Source organism: Pelatocladus sp., assembly GCF_059505505.1.
In genome coordinates this window covers 1-19,184 of sequence record NZ_JCACKS010000210.1, presented here as the reverse complement: position 1 = coordinate 19,184, position 19,184 = coordinate 1, and the positions used below count along the sequence as shown (strand labels likewise).

The window sequence follows — 19,184 nt, the reverse complement described above, 5'->3', positions numbered from 1 at the left end:
TCAGTTTTCCGCAGAGTAGGAACGGTCTTTGACCATCGCAACTATTTAGCTAATACCCTGACATCTTGCAGCTACTTCATGTCCCGCAAAGAATAAATTCCTTGGGCGGAGAACATATATTTTTAACATTGAGAAAAATAGTTAATATCTGCTTTTCTCTTTGATTCTTGACGTCTATCATTTTTTTTCTAGTTCTTTGCCCAAAACAGCACTAACTGTGGCAATCTGGGAAACAGAACATTTTGAAATCTGATATTTTCGCTACGGCAAAATTACTTAAGAAGTTATGCAAACTCTACCCACACCTATTACTTCAAATACTTTATCCAGTCAACCTACTTTTGATACAACAATTAAACGACGGAAAACACGTCCTGTGAAGGTAGGAAATGTCACCATTGGCGGAGGTCATCCCGTGGTGGTGCAATCTATGATTAACGAGGATACTCTTGATATTAATGGCTCTGTTGCAGCAATTCGACGCTTGCATGAGATAGGCTGCGAAATTGTTCGTGTTACAGTGCCAAGTATGGCTCATGCTAAAGCTTTGGCAGAAATTAAACAAAAATTAATCAAAACCTATCAAGATGTGCCAATCGTTGCTGACGTGCATCATAATGGACTGAAAATTGCCCTAGAAGTTGCTAAACATATAGAGAAAGTTCGGATAAATCCGGGATTGTATGTGTTTGAAAAACCAAACCCAAACAGAACCGAATACAGCAAAGTCGAATTTGACGAAATTGGTGAAAAAATCCGCGAAACTCTAGAACCATTAGTAGTTTCTTTGCGCGATCAAGGTAAAGCCATGCGAATTGGGGTGAATCATGGTTCTCTTGCTGAAAGGATGCTATTTACTTACGGTGATACACCGGAAGGAATGGTGCAATCTGCGATCGAATTTATCCGTATTTGTGAATCTTTAGACTTTCGCAACCTAGTAATTTCCATGAAAGCTTCACGGGTTCCTGTGATGATTGCTGCTTATCGTCTCATGGTACAGCGAATGGACGAGTTGGGTATGGATTACCCCTTGCACTTAGGTGTGACGGAAGCTGGAGATGGTGAATACGGAAGAATAAAATCCACTGCTGGTATTGCTACTTTGTTAGCTGATGGCATTGGCGATACAATTCGAGCGTCACTAACTGAATCTCCAGAAAAAGAGATTCCAGTCTGCTACAGTATTCTGCAAGCTTTGGGATTGCGGAAGACAATGGTAGAGTATGTTGCTTGTCCTTCCTGTGGACGTACTTTATTTAATCTTGAAGAAGTACTGCACAAAGTCCGTGAAGCTACCAATCACCTTACTGGGCTTGACATTGCAGTTATGGGCTGCATTGTTAATGGCCCTGGAGAAATGGCAGATGCTGATTATGGTTATGTTGGTAAGACTCCAGGTTACATTTCTCTGTATCGCGGTAGAGAAGAAATTAAGAAAGTCCCAGAAGAACAAGGTGTAGAGGAGTTAATCAATTTGATTAAGGTAGATGGACGCTGGATAGAACCATGAAGAAATTAGGGATCGGGAATTGGGGAAGATGGGGCCCCTCTGGGGGAGAAGGGGACAGCAGGGTGGTTTCATACGAAAAAATAAAAATATGGAAGTCTGTATTTATCGTTTTGAAGCATAGATTTTTACCCCTCTCCAAACCTCTCCCCTTAATAAGGGGAGAGGCTTTAAAAGAAGATTTTAATTTTTCTCTGCTTGTATGAAACCACCCTGCTCTGGGGAGAAGGGGACAGGGGAGAAGGGGGAGACAAGGGAGAAAATAAACACTAATTCCCATTCCCCATTCCCCATTCCCCATTCCCCAATCCCGTTCCCTATTCCCTCAATTTTTGTACAATTAACCTTAAGCTCGCCGGATTCTTAAATAAGTTTGTCGAAATAACAAGATATGTTCATTCTGTACAGTATTTGCCTGTGTTAGATTGAGCATACTGAGCATATAAAATTTTGTCCCTAGCCACGCAGCTGTCATTATGGTAATTACAAGAAATGGACTTGTTTTGGGTGCTACGGCGGTGACGCTATCCACAATCGCTGTTACTAGCCTTGGTATTCACTCGCAAGGACAAGCTCTTTTTAAAGAAAGTCCAAAGGAATTAATAGATGAAGTTTGGCAAATTATTAATAAACAATACGTAGACGGTACTTTTAATAAGGTAGATTGGAAAGCTGTTCGCAGCGAGTACCTGAATAAGTCTTACAAGAACAACGAAGAAGCTTATAAGTCCATCCGGGAAATGCTGAAAAAACTGGACGATCCATACACCCGGTTTATGGACCCAGAGGAATTCAAAAATATGCAAGTTGATACCTCTGGTGAATTGACAGGTATTGGTATCCAAATTGGTTTGGATGAAAAAACTAAAAAACTTACTGTAATTGCGCCCATTGAGGATACGCCTGCATCTAAGGCTGGTATTCTAGCAAAAGATACCATTATCTACATTAATGGTAAAAGCACAGAGGGCATGGATACTAATGAAGCAGTAGCACTGATCAGAGGTGAGCCAGGTAGCAAAGTTAACTTAACTATCTTGCGTGATAATCAAAAAAAGGAATTTACAATTACACGGGCGCGGATTGAAATTCATCCAGTACAATTTTCTCAAAAGCAAACGCCTGTAGGTAATGTTGGCTACATTCGCCTGAAGCAATTCAGTTCAAATGCTGCCAAAGAAATGCGGGATGCAATTAAGAATTTGGAAAGTAAGCAAGTGTCTGGATACGTATTGGATCTACGTAATAACCCAGGCGGTCTTCTCTACTCCAGTGTGGATATTGCCCGGATGTGGATGGATAGAGGGACGATTGTTTCTACTATTGATCGCCAGGGTGAGACAGAACGAGAAATTGCCAACGGACGCGCTTTAACGAATAAACCCTTGGTAGTATTGGTAGATAAAGGTAGTGCTAGTGCTAGTGAAATTCTCTCAGGCGCATTGCAGGATAACAAGCGTGCTGTTGTAGTGGGTAGTCAAACTTTTGGTAAGGGTCTAGTACAATCTGTGCGCCCCTTAGATGATGGTTCAGGATTAGCAGTAACGATCGCCAAATACCATACCCCCCTTGGTAGAGACATCAACAAACATGGGATTGACCCGAACATAGTAGTGGATTTAAGTGATAAGCAGCGACAAGACTTGTGGCTCAAAGAACGAGACAAAGTTGCTACTTTAGCAGATCCACAATTCGCTAAAGCTGTGGAAGTGCTAGGCAAAGAAATTGCAGCGAAAGGGACAAACGCACAAAAAAATTAATTTTTGTCTTTAGACTTGTTGGTACTTAGCCGCCCTAATCAGTCCAACAAGACGAGCGATCGCTTCTCCTTGTGTTTCAAACAGACCCCACTTCTCCATAATTTCTGGCTTGTCATCCCTAGTAATGAAGTTGCTAGGGATGGTTTTGCAGTTTTTAGCAAGGCGCTTGACAATATACAATCTTTGCGATGTTGTTTACATTATTTTGACTAGGTATTTGCTTGCTAAAGAAATTTTAAAGCTTTGGGGCATCCGGTGAAATTGATGGGTTAATGGTTAATAGTAGTAAGCACTACATTAATTATTTCGACTCATAAACCTGCTTGAATATCAAGGATCTGTACCATGACTTCCCAGCAATTAGCCACCGATAACACAACAGATTTAGATGCAATTAAGCAATCTGGTTTTGAACCATCTGACCAAGTTGTAGGTACTGTTGTCACAAAAGTTGTCACCAAAGATTTAAATGGTATTAAGCTGTGTGAATTTCAACAACCTATCAACTGCTGTAACATTACTTCTATTGCCTATGCACTCACCGCACTAGGGTATCCAACGACAGTGGATGAAATTTTCTATGTTACTAGATTACCGATCGCTACTGTTTTAGATGATGGAATGACTCTCGCTGAAACGTATGACACTTGTGTAAATTATGTAAATGGAGCAAAATTAGACCTGAGTGTCAGACTCGAACATTTTGACAAAGTTTCCATGAGTTTGGACGCTTTTATCAAAGAAATTGAAAACGCTGTGGTGGATGACAAAGACATTCACATTTTAAATTTTAATGTTGGCATTGCCCATGACGTTAGCTTTGCAGGCGGTCATTTCTCACTAGTCGCAGACTACAATCCAACAACACAGGAGATCACTGTAGCTGACACTAATCCCAAAAAATATACACGCTTCTGGAAATGTTCCATAGACAGAATGTACAAAGCTTGCGTAGACAAAGATTTATCTGCTACCCGCTCTCGTGGGATGATAGTAATCCGTAAAAATTCTTAGTTAGGATTTTGGAATTTCGACTACTAAAAGTATGGCTATTTCATTGTTACCATAGCCCGCTCAGAAATAAATTTCCTTGCTCACAGCAAAACTCCATTTAAAATGGACTAAAAGATTTTGTAGTCCTATGAAGACGACTTAGGCTATAAACCAATAATTTTAATTCTTGGTGGGCTAGACGAGAATTAAATCGCCCTAGTAAATACAGTGATGTTTCCTATTTCGTTTCTTGTTGAAGTAAAATTGGTACCGTGCCTTTTTCAGAACCAATCACAATGATTTTAGAGTTGGGAGATTGTGCTAATTTTTCAGTAGCTTCTATGGCTCGCAGTTGGAGTACAGAATTGCTAAGTCCATCAGCAATAATTTTTTGAGAATCAGCTATACCTGTAGCTTCAATGCGTTTGCGTTCTGCTTCTTGACGTTCTTTTTCTAGAACAAAAGATATTTTGCCAGAGTTCAAATAGATAAAAATTGCAATCAGGCTTGTTAAGAGAGAGAATATAAAGCCCATAAGTATTACTTATATTCCACATTCCGCAGGTGCGATCGCAAATTATTGTATTTTTGAAGCATGACAGCTTCACCATTAGATATAAGAGTACAAGATATTGACCACTGCGGCATAGTCGCAGGCATATGTGATGAGATGAACCTAGTAGAACAAATCAACCGACTGCTGGGAAGCCATCCTCAAGAAATAAGTGAATACGGTAATTACTTGTTGTGTGTGCTGTAGACTGTTATGCACTAGTGGAAATTACGGTTGTTGAGTTTTTGCTTGATAGTTAGACTGAGTATTAATGATGGTGAGCGCTTCTACTCACTTTCGGTATCTACAGATTCATCAGGGACATCTACAAGATTAAACTCCTCTGCCCTAGAAGAGCAGAGGATTTTAAATATTGTTAATACTATTTGAAATTTGGGCATTGGGCATTAATCCTTAACCATTGCCAATAATCGATAATCAACAATCAATAAAACTTAAAACCTCACGGGCAATAGTTTCATTACCATCCTTAGCAATGAGTTGTGAAGAAAGTGGTTGTTGGAGTGGTTGTAGTAAGAAATCCCAATTACCATCAAACAATTCTGCTGAGGTGAGGATTTGATGTTGATTATACTGAGAAATTCCTTCTAATAGAAAAGCTGCTTCTGCAAAATCATCACGGGTAACAGATACAATCGGTACACTCAAGCGAGTGGCTTCAGCAAAAGTACTAAAACCAGGCTTAGAAACAACTCGCCCACAAATAGGCATAAAATCTACAGGGCGATATTTATGATCACGAATTTTGATGATATTAGCTAAGTCCGGGGCTGATTGATCAAAAGTAATAAATTGCCAGTCAGGAAATTTTTGTAAACTCTTGTAAGGAATTTGTTGCAAGCCCAAACCACCAAAAGTCAGTAAGATAGTCTTTTGTGTTGGTGCAGTAATTCCCCAAGTTGATCGAATTTGTTCAGGAGAATCACAGGGAGAACCACCTGTTAAGCCAACATCACTGATTATAGTATTACTGAATGCTGACATTGGTTCATAAAAAGGAAGACGAAACAAGCGATCGCATTGGCTGTAACAATCACTAATCCAATCAGCAACCTCTCTAAAGGTATCACCCCAACTCCGGTAAATAAAATCAAAACCAAAATTACTCATCATCCAGCAGGGAATACCAGCAGCCTTACCAAATTTTGTTGCCAAAAAGGGAATATCTGCCAGAATCAACTGCACACGATTTTGACGAATAAAGTTCACTTCTGAAGCAATAATAGAATTTTGATTCTTTTTAATGTCTAGCAACTTTTCTAATGTCGTTGCTTTATCCATAGTCAAGCTATCTTTTTGCACCACACCCACATCAAATCCACGAGGGCGATGAATAAAATCACCTTTAATGTAAGACTCTAGCAACCAACGTGGAGCAGTAGACACAATAATTAGCAAGACTTCTGGACATAATTTTTGGATAGTTGCTGCAACTGCTGCGGTGCGAGTAGCATGACCAAAACCATGATTGGTAATAGCTATGTATATGATTGGACGTTTCATGAGGGATCGGGGATGAGGGATCGGGGATAAGGGGACAAGGAGGAAAAAGGAGCAGAGAACAGGGAGCGCGAGGAAACGGGGGACAAGAGAGAAAAACTAATGACAAATGACTATTAACCAACAACCAACCATTCCTGAATTCCCTCAATTAGTTGGTCAATTTCCAACTCAAGTGTAAAGTAGTGGACGCAAGCACGTACACAACTGGGATCAGCAATTGTGCGAGTGAATATTTTTTTGGATTGTAAAAACTCTACTAGTTGTCGATGGGCTTGGGGAGTATTTTGGCTAAGTTGAAATGAGACTAAACCACCTTCAGGAGGCGAAGTCCGCAAGGGAATCACATTAGATAAGGCTGCTAGGCGTAGCCACAAATATTCGCTGTGATAACAAATTTGCTGATAGCGTTCCTCTGCTGTTCCCCATTGCTGATGAATGGCGATCGCCTCTCTCAAGCCTGCGTAAAGGGGATAATTAGAAGTCGCTACTTCATAACGTTTTCCGTCTGGATGCCAATCTACAAACTTACCTTGACTATTGGTGATAATGCTACGCCAGCCGATGAATGTGGGTTTTAAGCGATCTCTGATTTCTGGTCGTACGTATAAACCGCCCACACCACTAGGTCCACATAACCACTTGTGACCAGTAAAAGCATAAAAATCTACCTCTAGTTCAGTTAAATTCAATGGCATTGAACCAACAGACTGGGCAGCATCTACTAAAAGTCTAGTTTGGTTTTTGATGCAGATTTTTGCTATTTCGTCAAGAGGCAAAAGTTGACCTGTATTCCAGAGGATATGACTCAAAACTACCAAACGGGTATTTGAGCGTAAGTGTTGGTCAATGACTGCGACTGGATTACCCTCGTTTAAAGTTGCTATCAACGGACAGGTGGTAACTTCAACCGCAAATCTGCGCCCGATTTCTTCGGCTATAGCCACAATACCGGGGTGTTCACAGTCAGTTAATAACAGGTGATCTCCTGATTTCCAGTCGATACCCCACATAGCAATATTGCAACCAACAGTCACATCCTCAGTAATTGTGATTGTTTCGGGAGGTACATGTAATTCAGAGGCGATCGCGACTTTAATAGCTTTCGTTTCCTCATCAATCCACCTACCCACCTCAAAACCAAAAGGTCCGATTTCCTGTATGTAAGTTTGGGCTTCAGTAATCGTATCCATCACCACTTGCGGCATTGGGCCTTGACCACCGTAGTTAAAATAAGTTTTATTCTCTAAAGCTGGAAACTGCTGTCGATAAATATGCAATTTGTTCATAGTCAATAGTTAATGATCAATGAGCATTGATGTTTATTCTCTCCCTTGTCCCCGATCCCCAATCCCTGATCCCCGATCTCCCGCAAACGTAACACCCAGAAATTGTGTAGAATTTCTGGGTGTTATACATTAGTCTGTTAAGTTACATTATGTTCTCACAAGCTGACTTTATCCAATACACCCAATGGTCAGGTATTGCCACCTTGGTATTTGCACTGTTGACAGTCTTAGGTTTTATTTTCAAATGGGGCTTGCGCTTTCGGCTAGTGGGTTCGACAGGTTTTATGTTGGTGTTGACGGCTGGTTTATTTACCCTTTCCCTAGCACCTCTGACACGTACAGTTATTCCAGGAGCAGTGCGATACCATTTGGTTTACGACAATGGTTCAACACAAACCGTAATTGCAATCTCTCCTCAAATAACTCCTACTCAATTAGAAGCAACTTTGCGCCAAGCAGCCAATGATTTATATTCCTATGGTCGCTTGGGTAAACCTGGTGACAATCAGTTGACTATCCGCGCCCGTACGATTGTCCATCCCGAACCAGGAGTTTCTACACCACTTTATTTGGGTCAAGTCCAGCGATCGCTTGCTAGTCGTGAAGATTCGCAAATGGCTATTGACATTTACCAAGATAAATTTGCCCAACTACCAAAATCTAACAACACTTCATCATAGGATAGGCAGACAAGGAAGAATAACTAAGAGCATTGACCATTTTATTGACCAACAACCAACAACCAACAACCAAAAAACAACCACTAACTAAATCTATTGCGGAATTTGGCTTAAAGTACACCAAGTAACTTCATCAATAATGCCAGTATCAGGGAGATTATTACGCATTTGCCAGCTTTGGAGGGCTGACTCTGTAACTGGCCCAAACTCCCCGTCAACGTATCCTACATAGTCTTGTGTAGATTTGAGAACACGTTGTACCTTCATCACTAATTCTCCCTGACTGCCTTGTTTCAATTCCGGCAAATTTACGGGTTCACCTTTGTACAGTGCTTGCCAAGTCTCTTCTGTGACAATGCCATCTTCTTGCAGAAAAACTTGGCGCTGAAATGCTTTGACACTTTCTTGTGTCATTTTTGCAAAAATACCATCAATTTTATCAGTATAAAGACCCGACTTAATCAACAGATTTTGTAGCTCTACAACCGCTTCACCATAAGAACCTAATTGCAACTCTGGTTTCTTTAATTCAGACTGTGTTGTTATTGGTATGCTGTCGCCAGTATAACTTATGAATTCCATATTCCTACTCCTTCGGAGCGGTCTTTATTACAGTGTAATTTTTCAAGCACTTAATAGCATCACTCAAGTGGGGTACTTCAAACACGTCATCCAATTTTGGATTAGTGAGGGTTTGTAGCATCAAGGTATAAACATTTATGTACTGAGTATTATATTTAACTTTTATCTTTTCTGTGTCTTAGCCTCTCACTATTAAAAAACTGTATATTTTTTGTGTTTTCTAATACATAATTAATTAATTTTTAGTTAAAATATTAATCTATACTATGAAACTGCTACAAAAACATGTGAATTAAGGACAGGTTGTAAAATTTTCCCTCACACTCATCACAAGCATCGGATTATGAATAGTCGGTTATATTGAGAAGTTTTCCAAAATATCTGGAAATGTTACTGTTAATTTATGAGTTATTATGCCTATTCATTTTTCAGAAAAATTGTCTACTCAAACTCCTAATTTATTAATGCTGTTGACGGTAGCGCCCGCAAAAGTGATGCGTGGCTCTCAAATCTTGACACAGGTATCTGATGAAATTACTCGTCTGGGTACTCGTCCTTTGATTGTGGCAGGAAATCACACCCAAAAAGCCGTTCAACCTCATCTGCAACCACTGTTAGAACAGCAGCAGTTACAATTTGCTTTTGCTTACTACACTCCAGATTGTAGCGAGGCGAGTCTTAAAGCTTTAAGAAAAGCTGCAAAGGAACATCAAGCTGATGTCGTTATCGGTATAGGTGGCGGAAAAGCGCTGGATACAGCAAAATTGCTCGCCCATCAGTTGCAATTGCCAGTGGTAACAATTCCAACTTCAGCAGCTACCTGTGCTGCTTGGACTGCCCTCTCAAACGTGTATTCTGCTCAGGGGGCTTTTTTGTATGACGTCGCGTTGGATCGTTGTCCTGATTTATTGATTCTTGATTATGATTTGATTCAAACTGCACCACCACGTACTCTAGTAGCGGGAATTGGAGATGCGATCGCCAAGTGGTATGAAGCTTCAGTCAGTAGTGGACACTCAGATCAAACTTTAATTATTGCTGCGGTGCAACAAGCACGAGTCTTGCGGGATATTCTCTTCCAAAAATCTGCTACTGCCCTTCAACAACCAGGAAGCGAACTTTGGCAGCAAGTAGTAGATGCCACTGTTTTACTAGCTGGGGTGATTGGTGGTGTTGGTGGCGCTCAATGTCGTACTGTCGCTGCTCATGCCGTACATAATGGTTTAACGCACATTTGCAAAAGTGGCAGTATTCATGGAGAAAAAGTCGCCTATGGAATCTTGGTGCAACTACGTTTAGAAGAAATGATCCAAGGCAATCAACTAGCAGCCACAGCACGACAACAATTATTGAAGTTTTATGGCGAAATTGGACTGCCGCAAACATTCACTGATTTAGGGTTGGACTGTGTGACTTTGGGCGAATTGCAAAAAGCTGCGGAAATTGCCCTTGCTCCCAATTCTGACATTCATCGATTGCCGTTTCAAGTCACATTAGAACAATTAATGGCGGCGATGGTTTCTACTGCTGCACCAGTAGAAAATAAAGACTCTATTCATCGTGTTTCAACAACAGAAATTCATCAACAAGTTGAACAGTGAATTGGGAAGCGTGGGGGATGTGGGGAGTGTGGGGAGTAAACAACTAACAACCAACAACTAACAATCAACAATCAACAATCAACAATCAACAATCAATTAATAAATTAACTGCATCGGGAACTACTATATCAATGAACTTGCATTGGATCACTCCAGCCGAACGTATACAAAAATTACCAGCATATCCATTTGCCCGTTTGGATGAACTCAAAAATAAGGCGAGGGAACAAGGATTAGATTTAATCGATTTGGGCATGGGCAACCCAGATGGTGCAACGCCACAGACAGTCATCGAAGCTGCTGTGAAAGCCATGCACAATCCTAGTAATCATGGCTATCCTCCCTTTGAAGGAACTGTAAATTTTCGCCGCGCCATCACTAATTGGTATGAACGTCGTTATGGAGTGGTTTTAGATCCAGACAGCGAAGCTTTACCACTACTGGGTTCCAAGGAAGGATTGGCACACTTGGCACTAGCATATATCAATCCTGGTGATGTGGTTTTAGTACCTTCACCCTCCTATCCAGTTCATTTTCGTGGTCCAGTAATTGCTGGGGGAAATGTTCATAGTTTGGTTCTCAAACCAGAAAATAACTGGTTAATTGATTTGACAGCAATCCCCGATGCTGTTGCCGAGAAAGCAAAAATACTATATTTTAACTACCCCAGCAACCCCACCGCCGCCACCGCACCCCGCGAATTTTTTGAAGAAATCGTTGCCTTTGCCAGAAAATACGAAATTCTTTTGGTACACGATTTGTGTTATGCAGAGTTAGCTTTTGATGGCTATCAACCAACTAGTTTGTTGGAAATTCCCGGTGCTAAAGATATTGGTGTGGAGTTTCACACTATGTCTAAGACCTATAATATGGCAGGTTGGCGGGTTGGATTTGTGGTTGGCAATCGCCACGTCATTCAAGGTTTGCGGACACTGAAAACTAACCTGGATTACGGTATTTTTGCAGCTTTGCAAGCAGCAGCTGAAACTGCTTTACAACTACCAGATTCTTATTTACAAGAAGTCCAAACTCGTTATCGTACCCGTCGTGATTTTCTTATTCAAGGCTTGACACAATTAGGTTGGAATATCCCCAAAACTAAGGCAACAATGTATTTGTGGGTTCCTTGTTCTGTGGGAATGAGTTCCACAGACTTTGCCTTGTGGGTACTGCAACAAACTGGTGTAGTTGTCACTCCTGGTAATGCCTTTGGGAGTGGCGGTGAGGGATACGTGCGAATTAGTTTAATTGCGGATTGCGATCGCTTGAATGAAGTCTTGCACAGATTCCAACAAGCTAACATCCGTTATCAAGCTGAGGCTGCCGTCTCTAGTTCAAAATAGAGAAAGCATACTCTATAACCCGCTTGTGATTAATGCAAACTCCCTCTGTTATCCCTAATATAATTATTGCTGGCTTTCACGCTTTATCCGAACCTTTACGGATAAAAGTGTTAGAATTGCTGCGAGAACGCGAACTATGCGTATGTGATTTGTGTGATGTTTTGGGGGTCAGTCAATCAAAGCTATCGTTTCACCTCAAGACTCTTAAGGAAGCAGATTTAGTCCTATCTCGTCAGGAAGGACGTTGGATTTATTACAGTCTCAATTTGCCTCAATTTGCTGTTTTAGAAGAGTATTTAGCAAATTATCGCCATTTGTACCAAATATTACCAGCACGTTATTGCGAAGACCAATCTTGAGTAAACACCAGCAGATGACACAGATAGTATAGAGTTTCCTGTTCCCTCATTTTATAAATTGAATATATCAATTTTTTTTGATTTATTTTTGTAAAATGTATTCTAGTTATCACTAATAAATCAACTTTTTTTGAAATGATAGAAAGCGTAACTATCATATAAGCTAAGAGGAAAAACAATGAGCGCGATAGGAGAGAAATTAGCGATCACGCTTGGGATTTTAGTATTGGCTACTAGTTGCACAACAAAATCCCAGACATATACGCAAACTTCTCCATCGTCCAATGTTACTGAAGTTACTAATCCACAAACAGTTGTAGCAGTAACAATAGACGGTTCCAGTACCGTTTATCCAATTACCCAAGCAATAACAAAGCAGTTTCAGGCAGAATCCCAAGATAAAACCCAGGTAAAAGTAGATTTTTCTGGTACTAGCGGTGGGTTTGAGAAATTCTGTGCTGGAACAACAGATATTAATAATGCCTCACGACCAATTCTCACCGCAGAAATGGAAGTATGTAACAAAAATAATGTCAGATTCATAGAACTTCCAGTGGCGTTTGATGCTCTTACTATTGCTGTCAACCCTCAAAATACTTGGGCAAAAGACATTACCACTGCTGAATTAAAAAAGATTTGGGAACCAGAAGCCCAAAAGAAAATTACCAAATGGAACCAAGTACGTGCATCTTGGCCGGATCGTCCACTGAATTTGTATGGTGCTGGTAACAAGTCTGGTACATTTGACTACTTCACAGAAGCAATAGTTGGTAAAGTTGGAGCCAGTCGCAGTGATTATACAGCCAGTGAAGATGATGAAGTCTTAGTAGATGGCATTAGTAAAGATCCGAATGCTTTAGGATACTTTGGCTTTGCCTATCTTGAAAAAAATCAAAGCAAGTTAAAAGCACTAGCTGTTAATAATGGCAAAGGGGCAGTATTGCCTAATCGAGAAACAGTGGAAAAAATTCAATATCAACCTTTGTCTCGACCACTGTTTATTTATGTTAATGCTCAGTCTGCTCAAAAGAAACGAGCAGTCAAAAATTTTGTAGATTTTTATATTCAAAAAGCACCAACAACAGTAGCTTCTGTGGGGTACGTACCTTTACCAGAAGAAGGTTATCACCTTGATGAAGTTCACTTTACCAGAGGTAAGGTCGGAACAGTTTTTGCAGGAGAAGCAGAGGTGAACTTGACAATTGGAGAGTTGTTAAGAAAACAAGCAAAGTTTTAAGGATTTAACATTTTTTTGAGGGTGATACCGATGGGAACAAATCGTTCGCAAACTAGTACAGTTCGCGTACAAGCTGGTAGTAATCTAAGTTTTTTTGAAAAATACCTTACTGTTTGGGTGTTTTTGTGTATCTTCATCGGAATCGCCTTGGGTAGATTATTTCCAGGGATAGCGATCGCATTAGACGCGATGAGTGTGTATCAGGTGTCCATTCCCATTGCAGTCTGTTTATTTTTCATGATGTACCCCATCATGGTGAAGATTGACTTCACTCAAGCTGCGAATGCTGTACGCGCACCAAAACCTGTGATTCTCACCTTGGTGGTGAACTGGTTGATTAAACCATTCACGATGGTGGTATTTGCCCAGTTTTTCTTAGGATGGTTATTTCGTTCTTTGATTGCAGGAACTGAGATCATTCGTGGTAGTGAAGTGACACTAGCAAATTCCTACATTGCTGGCACTATTTTATTAGGAATTGCTCCTTGTACTGCAATGGTGTTGATGTGGGGCTATCTTTCCTACGGTAATCAGGGACACACCTTGGTAATGGTGGCGGTGAATTCCCTAGCGATGTTGTTTCTGTATGCACCGTTGGGTAGGTGGTTGCTAGCAGCAAATGATTTAACAGTACCTTGGCAAACAATAGTTTTGTCTGTGCTGATTTATGTCGGGCTACCCCTCATAGCAGGAATGTACAGCCGTTACTGGATTTTAAAACACAAAGGTAAAGAATGGTTTGAAAGGAAATTTTTAAAGTATTTGACTCCGGTTGCTATTACTGCTCTATTACTTACTTTAGTGTTGCTGTTTGCGTTTAAGGGAGAATTAATTGTTAACAATCCCTTGCATATTTTGTTAATTGCTGTTCCACTGTTTATCCAAACTAATTTTATTTTCCTGATTAGTTATGTAGTGGCGTTAAAACTGAATTTATCTTATGAAGATGCTGCACCTGCTGCATTAATTGGGGCTAGTAATCATTTTGAAGTCGCGATCGCCACTGCTGTGATGTTGTTTGGTTTAAATTCGGGTGCAGCACTGGCTACAGTGGTAGGAGTTTTAATCGAAGTACCAGTTATGTTAATGCTGGTTGAATTGTGTAAGCGCACAGCAGCTTGGTTTCCACGGGAACCAGAAAAGGCTACTTTACCAGATCCGCGCTGTTTTAAGGCTTTTGAATAATGGGTGAATTTATTAAGCGATCGCAATCAGCAAATCATCTAAGAAAATCTGTTGTGTGTAATTGTTATTTTATGATCAACTATGACGAAAAATTTCGATCATCCACCGAGAATATTATTTTTATATGGCTCTTTGCGAGAGCGTTCTTATAGTCGTTTATTAGCAGAAGAATCCGAATCAGTCTTCTGTTGCTAAGGCTTACCAAGAGTTTAACGAAGATGGCACGATGAAAGATTCAGCTTATCGCGATCGCGTAGTTGATGTCATGGAAGAACTCTATAAATTCACACTTTTACTACGTGACAAAGTAGATTACCTGAGCGATCGCTACAGCGAACGCAAGGAAAAAGCCGCTAAAGAAGCTATTCGATTAGCAAATAGTGCGTTACCAATAACCAATGACAAATGACCAATGACAAATGACAAATAACGACTTTATTTGTACCGACTTAGTTACAAGTTTTCTTTGAGTAAACTTATCCGCAACCAAAAAAACATGAAAAAAATAATGTTTGTCTGCAAAAAAAATTCTCGTCGTTCTCAAATGGCAGAAGGATTTACTCGTACATTGGGACAGGGAAAAGTTGCTGTCACAAGTTCAGGCTTAGAAGGTTCTCACGTAGACCCAATTACAGTGCAAGTTATGTCAGAAATGGGTATTGATATTAGCAATCAAACTTCCAAACCTCTAAGTGATTTTAATCCTGAAGATTACGATGCTGTGATTTCTTTGTGTGGCTGTGGAGTAAATTTGCCAGAAGATTGGGTGATAAGAGAAGTGTTTGAAGATTGGCAACTAGAAGATCCAGAAGGAAGAGAAATCGAAACCTTTCGCCGCGTCCGCGATCAAGTAAAAGAACGAGTTGTAAAATTGATTGCAGAACTTAGCTAAATTATAAAAGATAATAATTATTTTAAGTTTGTGGTAAAAGCTAAAATGCTCACTACAAACTTTTTGTTTTCTGTCTCAAGCAAGATGTAAATAACAAAGCTTAAAAATTAATATACTAGTTTATTATGTATTTAAATTTCTTTATTAAGTAACTTGGAGGAAATAAACATACCTAAAATCCTTGACAATGACAAATGACGACCCCAACTGTTAGCTTTATTTGTACCGATTTACTTAACTGTGATTAATCAAAATCAAGAAAATATAATTAACTCTTCAATTGAAGATACTTATACTACTGATGGATATAAATTTAGTTGGTTTGACTGGTTTTGCTTATGGTATCCTCCTGGCTGGCTAATATTATTTAACCGTCACTGGCAGCACTATCATTCAGATCCTGATGGATGGAATTGGCTAGAATACATCTTATTTTTAATTCCTTGTGGCTTCTATTTAGCAATATTTATTCGTTGGTTGCGCTTGGGATGTAGAACACCACGGCAAGAAATCAGTGACTTTGTTCCTAGTTATCAACAGGTTTTTAGCAAAGAAATCCTCGCTCCAATTGTTGAAAAATACTTTCATGGCGAATTGCATCAAATTGAGAATCTACCAAATACAAAACCATTATTAGTAGCCATAAATCATGCAGGAATGTGTTTTCCTTGGGATTTTTTATCCTTATGTTATTTATTAGGAAAAGAGCGAGGATGGATAGTCAGAACCTTAGCTGGGGTAACTTTGTTTGATCATGACTGGATGGTTTGGTGGTTACCACCTGGATGGTCAAAAGTTTTAGGCGGTGTAAGAGCGGAGTTAGACGAATTTACTACAGCTTTGCAAGATAATCCAATTATTTTATATGCACCAGAAGGGTTAAGAGGACCAAGAAAAGGTTGGCAAAAACGTTATCAATTAGAAAAGTTTGATATTAGTTTTATACAGTTAAGCCAACGTTTTCAAATTCCGATTTTACCTGTAATTTGTATTGGTAATGAAAACCTACATCCCTGGACTACTAATCTGCACAAGTTACAGCGATTCTTCAAATTACCATTTTTACCTTTATCACCTTTAATCCTGGTATTTATTATTTTTCCATCCATGGGTGTTTGGGCAGCTAAAAGTCATCTACGTTATTTTATTCAATCTTTAGAAATAATTAACTTAAAACAAAATGAGCAAAATCATTCAGATAATAAACGTGTAGTAGTTTATAAACAAGCACAAGCACTAAGAAAAAAAATGCAAAATCAAACCAATAAACTTATCAAAAAATAAATAAGTGTATTGATAAAAATAAAATATGTGTTTACTATGATAACATAATCAATCAATAAGCAATGTACTTAATTTAATTAATACAGACATTTAAGTTAAAACCTTGAAAGTAAAAATTGTCAGAATTTTGACATAAAAACTTTACGTCTTTAAATAGCATGTATTTTTTATGCCATTATTGCAAAAATTCTACAGACTAGTAATAAGATTGTAGGATTTATGACGAAATCGTAGTACCAAGAAATGCCAAGATTGTAGCAGAAGCATATTTAAATTATTATGCCAGAACTACGCCAATCTTCTATTGCTCAACACTATCACGAACGCACTAAGTATGACCCTCAGACTATTGCTTCTAGAAGTAAGGGGTTAGACTGGGCAAAGCAGCCAGTGCCGTTTAAAGAGTATAAAATAGGTTCTAGTTTTGACCTTAAGCCTTACATTCAAGATAAACCGGAAACTTTTGCTAATCATCCACAAGCGCGATGGTGGCAGAGGTTATCGCGGCTTTTGTTTTGCAGCTATGGATTAACTGCTAAAATCCCTTCGATGGGAAGCGCAGTATATCTCCGTGCTGCGCCCAGTGCTGGTGGATTATACCCAGCAGAAGTGTATCTGATTTCCCGTGGGACATCGGTGTTACCTCCAGGACTTTATAACTACCAGTGTCGGAATCATTCTTTGATGCATTTTTGGGAAAGTGATGTTTGGCAAGCTTTACAAGAAGCTTGTTTGTGGCATCCGGGTTTAGAAAGTACCCAACTGGCTATTATTATTACTGCGGTATTTTATCGCTCCGCATGGCGTTATGAAGATAGAGCATACCGTCGTATTTTTTTAGATACAGGACATTTATTAGGTAATATCGAGTTAGCTAGTGCTATTACTGACTATCGTCCTCATTTAATTGGTGGCTTTGTGGATGAAGCAGTAAATGAGTTGCTTTACATTGATCCTCTACAAGAAGGAGCGATCGCAATTCTGCCTTTAGCAGATATGCTAGATATTCAGCAAAACTTACCAACATGGCGAACTGCTTTACCTTCTGCAACAGAAACTAATTATCCTAAAATTCCTGATGGCGAGTTGCTGAAATACTTCCACAAAGCAACCCACATTCAACCAGGTACTACAGGAAAGCTTAATTTACCTGAGATTAAACAAGAAAAATCTTTAGAGGATAAATATAATTTTCCTTTTTGTCAAAAAATTTCTACTGTTACAGTACCAATTAACTGGGGCGAAAAGCTAATAGATTTAGAAAGTACGATTCTCAAGCGACGTTCTACTCGTGCTTATTCGGGTGAAGATTTAACGTTTGATGAATTAAAAGCTTTACTGAATTTTACTTACCAACCTCATAATTATATCGATCAAGGTTTTGATATTTCCCCAGACTACTTTGACCTAAATTTAATCGAAACATTCATTGCTGTTTCTGGGGTGAATGGATTAGAATCTGGTTGTTATTATTACGCACCCAAAGCCCAAGAATTACGCCAAATCCGCTTTAAAAATTTCCGGCGTGAGTTACACTTTCTTTGTTTAGGACAAGATTTAGGGCGAGATGCAGCAGTAGTCTTATTTCATACAGCCGATTTGAAAGCAGCAATTACCCAGTATGGCGATCGCGTTTATCGTTACTTACACATAGATTCTGGACATTTAGGACAGAGACTGAATTTAGCTGCTATTCACCTTGGCTTAGGCGTTAGTGGAATTGGTGGCTTCTTTGATGATCAAGTCAATGAAGTCTTGGGTATTCCTACAGAAGAAGCTGTTTTGTATGTTACTACTTTGGGGCGTCCAAGATAAGCAAGTTTTGAACTTATTCAGACAGTCCCAATGAAAACTAAGCACGCAAGTCAGTTTGCTATCTCATCATTATTTTGGGCATGTAGAGACTAGGAGGTGCAACGTCTCTACAGATTTAAATGTCAATAGATTTGTCTTATCCGAGCAGTATTGGGCTAGGAAGCATATTCATCATCGGAAACCATTCTATTTTGTCAACATGCTGGTACATTTTAGGAACGTGTTTGCAAAGCACAATCGGGTGAAGTTTCAGCGATTTTATATTTCTTAACTAGTGCTATGTTTATCTTAAACAGCAGTCAAAACAGGTTGAAAAGGTTGCGTCAAAATCCCTAAAATTTTATCAACTTCTTTAATATAGTATTCAACTGAATCTATATAAACAGTCGTTCCTTCTATAAACAAAAACTTCCAATTAGTTCCACTCGTAACCGACCCATAAATCCGTTCCACTTCATTATCTTGATTTTGATTAAATAACTGTGCCGCAATCATCGCCGCCACACACTGACCAAGACCACCAATAATACAGCAGATTGCAGGTAGATAGAGTACACTAAATGCTAGTGTATCAAACGTG

Annotated in this window: 17 protein-coding genes and 4 pseudogenes; 15 read left to right on the top strand and 6 right to left on the bottom strand. The window is 39.4% G+C overall.

The window, feature by feature from the left end:
* Positions 1 to 286 precede the first annotated feature (286 nt).
* The 3 genes from ispG (at position 287) to ctpC (ending at position 3,270) form a co-directional block, all read left to right on the top strand.
* Complete coding sequence (gene ispG, locus AC5JMK_RS18090) at positions 287 to 1,513, top strand: (E)-4-hydroxy-3-methylbut-2-enyl-diphosphate synthase (RefSeq protein WP_096673681.1); 1,227 nt, start codon at positions 287 to 289, stop codon at positions 1,511 to 1,513.
* A complete protein-coding gene (locus AC5JMK_RS18085) occupies positions 1,510 to 1,716 on the top strand; it encodes a hypothetical protein (RefSeq protein WP_495910728.1) in 207 nt (68 codons plus the stop codon). Before ispG ends, AC5JMK_RS18085 begins: the two co-directional genes overlap by 4 nt.
* 270 nt (positions 1,717 to 1,986) lie before the next feature.
* Entirely contained in the window at positions 1,987 to 3,270 is a 1,284-nt protein-coding gene (ctpC, locus tag AC5JMK_RS18080; RefSeq protein ID WP_096673685.1) for a carboxyl-terminal processing protease CtpC, read from the top strand.
* Between the two features lie 9 nt (positions 3,271 to 3,279).
* On the opposite strand, the gene AC5JMK_RS18075 is transcribed toward ctpC, so the two are convergent.
* On the bottom strand, positions 3,280 to 3,450 hold the full coding sequence (locus tag AC5JMK_RS18075; protein ID WP_495910727.1) for a DDE transposase family protein: 171 nt from the start codon (positions 3,448 to 3,450) through the stop codon (positions 3,280 to 3,282).
* Positions 3,451 to 3,615: 165 nt separating this feature from the next.
* Between AC5JMK_RS18075 and AC5JMK_RS18070 the strand changes: the two genes are divergently transcribed.
* Entirely contained in the window at positions 3,616 to 4,284 is a 669-nt protein-coding gene (locus AC5JMK_RS18070; protein WP_096673687.1) for a phytochelatin synthase family protein, read from the top strand.
* 217 nt (positions 4,285 to 4,501) lie between these two features.
* Here AC5JMK_RS18070 and AC5JMK_RS18065 read toward each other — a convergent pair.
* Positions 4,502 to 4,735 (bottom strand): annotated as a pseudogene (locus tag AC5JMK_RS18065) (prohibitin family protein); the annotation flags it as partial.
* A 123-nt stretch (positions 4,736 to 4,858) separates the two neighbouring features.
* On the opposite strand from AC5JMK_RS18065, the pseudogene AC5JMK_RS18060 reads away from it, so the two are divergent.
* Positions 4,859 to 5,020: pseudogene (locus AC5JMK_RS18060) on the top strand (DUF4277 domain-containing protein); the annotation flags it as partial.
* A gap of 234 nt (positions 5,021 to 5,254) precedes the next feature.
* On the opposite strand, the gene AC5JMK_RS18055 reads toward AC5JMK_RS18060, so the two are convergent.
* Both AC5JMK_RS18055 and AC5JMK_RS18050 read right to left on the bottom strand, forming a co-directional pair.
* Positions 5,255 to 6,340 (bottom strand): glycosyl transferase, encoded by a 1,086-nt coding sequence (locus AC5JMK_RS18055; protein ID WP_096673689.1) that lies wholly within the window; start codon positions 6,338 to 6,340, stop codon positions 5,255 to 5,257.
* 113 nt (positions 6,341 to 6,453) lie between these two features.
* Positions 6,454 to 7,626 (bottom strand): aminotransferase class V-fold PLP-dependent enzyme, encoded by a 1,173-nt coding sequence (locus tag AC5JMK_RS18050; RefSeq protein ID WP_096673691.1) that lies wholly within the window; start codon positions 7,624 to 7,626, stop codon positions 6,454 to 6,456.
* 149 nt (positions 7,627 to 7,775) lie between these two features.
* Between AC5JMK_RS18050 and AC5JMK_RS18045 the strand changes: the two genes are divergently transcribed.
* Positions 7,776 to 8,306 carry a Ycf51 family protein gene (locus AC5JMK_RS18045; protein WP_096673693.1) on the top strand — a complete coding sequence of 177 codons (531 nt, stop codon included), beginning with the start codon at positions 7,776 to 7,778 and terminating at the stop codon, positions 8,304 to 8,306.
* A gap of 93 nt (positions 8,307 to 8,399) precedes the next feature.
* On the opposite strand, the gene AC5JMK_RS18040 is transcribed toward AC5JMK_RS18045, so the two are convergent.
* A complete protein-coding gene (locus AC5JMK_RS18040; protein ID WP_096673695.1) occupies positions 8,400 to 8,888 on the bottom strand; it encodes a peptidoglycan-binding domain-containing protein in 489 nt (162 codons plus the stop codon).
* 413 nt (positions 8,889 to 9,301) lie between these two features.
* Between AC5JMK_RS18040 and AC5JMK_RS18035 the strand changes: the two genes are divergently transcribed.
* The 9 genes and pseudogenes from AC5JMK_RS18035 (at position 9,302) to AC5JMK_RS17995 (ending at position 18,604) form a co-directional block, all read left to right on the top strand.
* Positions 9,302 to 10,489 carry an iron-containing alcohol dehydrogenase family protein gene (locus tag AC5JMK_RS18035; protein WP_096673698.1) on the top strand — a complete coding sequence of 396 codons (1,188 nt, stop codon included), beginning with the start codon at positions 9,302 to 9,304 and terminating at the stop codon, positions 10,487 to 10,489.
* A gap of 131 nt (positions 10,490 to 10,620) precedes the next feature.
* The gene (locus AC5JMK_RS18030) at positions 10,621 to 11,832 is read left to right on the top strand and encodes an aspartate aminotransferase (protein ID WP_096673701.1); all 1,212 of its coding nucleotides are present in this window, start codon (positions 10,621 to 10,623) and stop codon (positions 11,830 to 11,832) included.
* A gap of 32 nt (positions 11,833 to 11,864) precedes the next feature.
* Positions 11,865 to 12,191: an ArsR/SmtB family transcription factor gene (locus AC5JMK_RS18025; protein ID WP_096673703.1), complete on the top strand. Its 327-nt coding sequence runs from the start codon at positions 11,865 to 11,867 to the stop codon at positions 12,189 to 12,191.
* A gap of 178 nt (positions 12,192 to 12,369) precedes the next feature.
* Positions 12,370 to 13,428: a PstS family phosphate ABC transporter substrate-binding protein gene (locus AC5JMK_RS18020; RefSeq protein WP_096673706.1), complete on the top strand. Its 1,059-nt coding sequence runs from the start codon at positions 12,370 to 12,372 to the stop codon at positions 13,426 to 13,428.
* A gap of 30 nt (positions 13,429 to 13,458) precedes the next feature.
* Complete coding sequence (arsB, locus tag AC5JMK_RS18015) at positions 13,459 to 14,613, top strand: ACR3 family arsenite efflux transporter (RefSeq protein ID WP_096673709.1); 1,155 nt, start codon at positions 13,459 to 13,461, stop codon at positions 14,611 to 14,613.
* A 172-nt stretch (positions 14,614 to 14,785) separates the two neighbouring features.
* Positions 14,786 to 15,022: pseudogene (locus AC5JMK_RS18010) on the top strand (arsenical resistance protein ArsH); the annotation flags it as partial.
* A gap of 87 nt (positions 15,023 to 15,109) precedes the next feature.
* Positions 15,110 to 15,505, top strand: coding sequence for an arsenate reductase, glutathione/glutaredoxin type (gene arsC / locus AC5JMK_RS18005; protein ID WP_495910726.1), 396 nt, complete (start codon positions 15,110 to 15,112; stop codon positions 15,503 to 15,505).
* Positions 15,506 to 15,745: 240 nt separating this feature from the next.
* Positions 15,746 to 16,789, top strand: coding sequence for a 1-acyl-sn-glycerol-3-phosphate acyltransferase (locus tag AC5JMK_RS18000; protein ID WP_495910725.1), 1,044 nt, complete (start codon positions 15,746 to 15,748; stop codon positions 16,787 to 16,789).
* Between the two features lie 279 nt (positions 16,790 to 17,068).
* Positions 17,069 to 18,604 carry a SagB/ThcOx family dehydrogenase gene (locus AC5JMK_RS17995; RefSeq protein WP_096673721.1) on the top strand — a complete coding sequence of 512 codons (1,536 nt, stop codon included), beginning with the start codon at positions 17,069 to 17,071 and terminating at the stop codon, positions 18,602 to 18,604.
* A 288-nt stretch (positions 18,605 to 18,892) separates the two neighbouring features.
* Here AC5JMK_RS17995 and AC5JMK_RS17990 read toward each other — a convergent pair.
* Positions 18,893 to 19,184: pseudogene (locus AC5JMK_RS17990) on the bottom strand (hypothetical protein); the annotation flags it as partial.

What these genes read in the sequence shown, in the direction of transcription:
- AC5JMK_RS18020 (WP_096673706.1), top strand. Translation starts at nt 12,370, where the DNA reads ATGAGCGCGATAGGAGAGAAATTAGCGATCACGCTTGGGATTTTAGTA.
- arsC (WP_495910726.1), top strand. Translation starts at nt 15,110, where the DNA reads ATGAAAAAAATAATGTTTGTCTGCAAAAAAAATTCTCGTCGTTCTCAA.
- AC5JMK_RS18035 (WP_096673698.1), top strand. Translation starts at nt 9,302, where the DNA reads ATGCCTATTCATTTTTCAGAAAAATTGTCTACTCAAACTCCTAATTTA.
- AC5JMK_RS18040 (WP_096673695.1), bottom strand. Translation starts at nt 8,888, where the DNA reads ATGGAATTCATAAGTTATACTGGCGACAGCATACCAATAACAACACAG.
- ctpC (WP_096673685.1), top strand. Translation starts at nt 1,987, where the DNA reads ATGGTAATTACAAGAAATGGACTTGTTTTGGGTGCTACGGCGGTGACG.
- AC5JMK_RS18070 (WP_096673687.1), top strand. Translation starts at nt 3,616, where the DNA reads ATGACTTCCCAGCAATTAGCCACCGATAACACAACAGATTTAGATGCA.
- AC5JMK_RS18030 (WP_096673701.1), top strand. Translation starts at nt 10,621, where the DNA reads ATGAACTTGCATTGGATCACTCCAGCCGAACGTATACAAAAATTACCA.
- AC5JMK_RS18045 (WP_096673693.1), top strand. Translation starts at nt 7,776, where the DNA reads ATGTTCTCACAAGCTGACTTTATCCAATACACCCAATGGTCAGGTATT.
- ispG (WP_096673681.1), top strand. Translation starts at nt 287, where the DNA reads ATGCAAACTCTACCCACACCTATTACTTCAAATACTTTATCCAGTCAA.
- AC5JMK_RS18025 (WP_096673703.1), top strand. Translation starts at nt 11,865, where the DNA reads ATGCAAACTCCCTCTGTTATCCCTAATATAATTATTGCTGGCTTTCAC.
- AC5JMK_RS18050 (WP_096673691.1), bottom strand. Translation starts at nt 7,626, where the DNA reads ATGAACAAATTGCATATTTATCGACAGCAGTTTCCAGCTTTAGAGAAT.
- AC5JMK_RS18085 (WP_495910728.1), top strand. Translation starts at nt 1,510, where the DNA reads ATGAAGAAATTAGGGATCGGGAATTGGGGAAGATGGGGCCCCTCTGGG.
- AC5JMK_RS17995 (WP_096673721.1), top strand. Translation starts at nt 17,069, where the DNA reads ATGCCAGAACTACGCCAATCTTCTATTGCTCAACACTATCACGAACGC.
- AC5JMK_RS18055 (WP_096673689.1), bottom strand. Translation starts at nt 6,340, where the DNA reads ATGAAACGTCCAATCATATACATAGCTATTACCAATCATGGTTTTGGT.
- arsB (WP_096673709.1), top strand. Translation starts at nt 13,459, where the DNA reads ATGGGAACAAATCGTTCGCAAACTAGTACAGTTCGCGTACAAGCTGGT.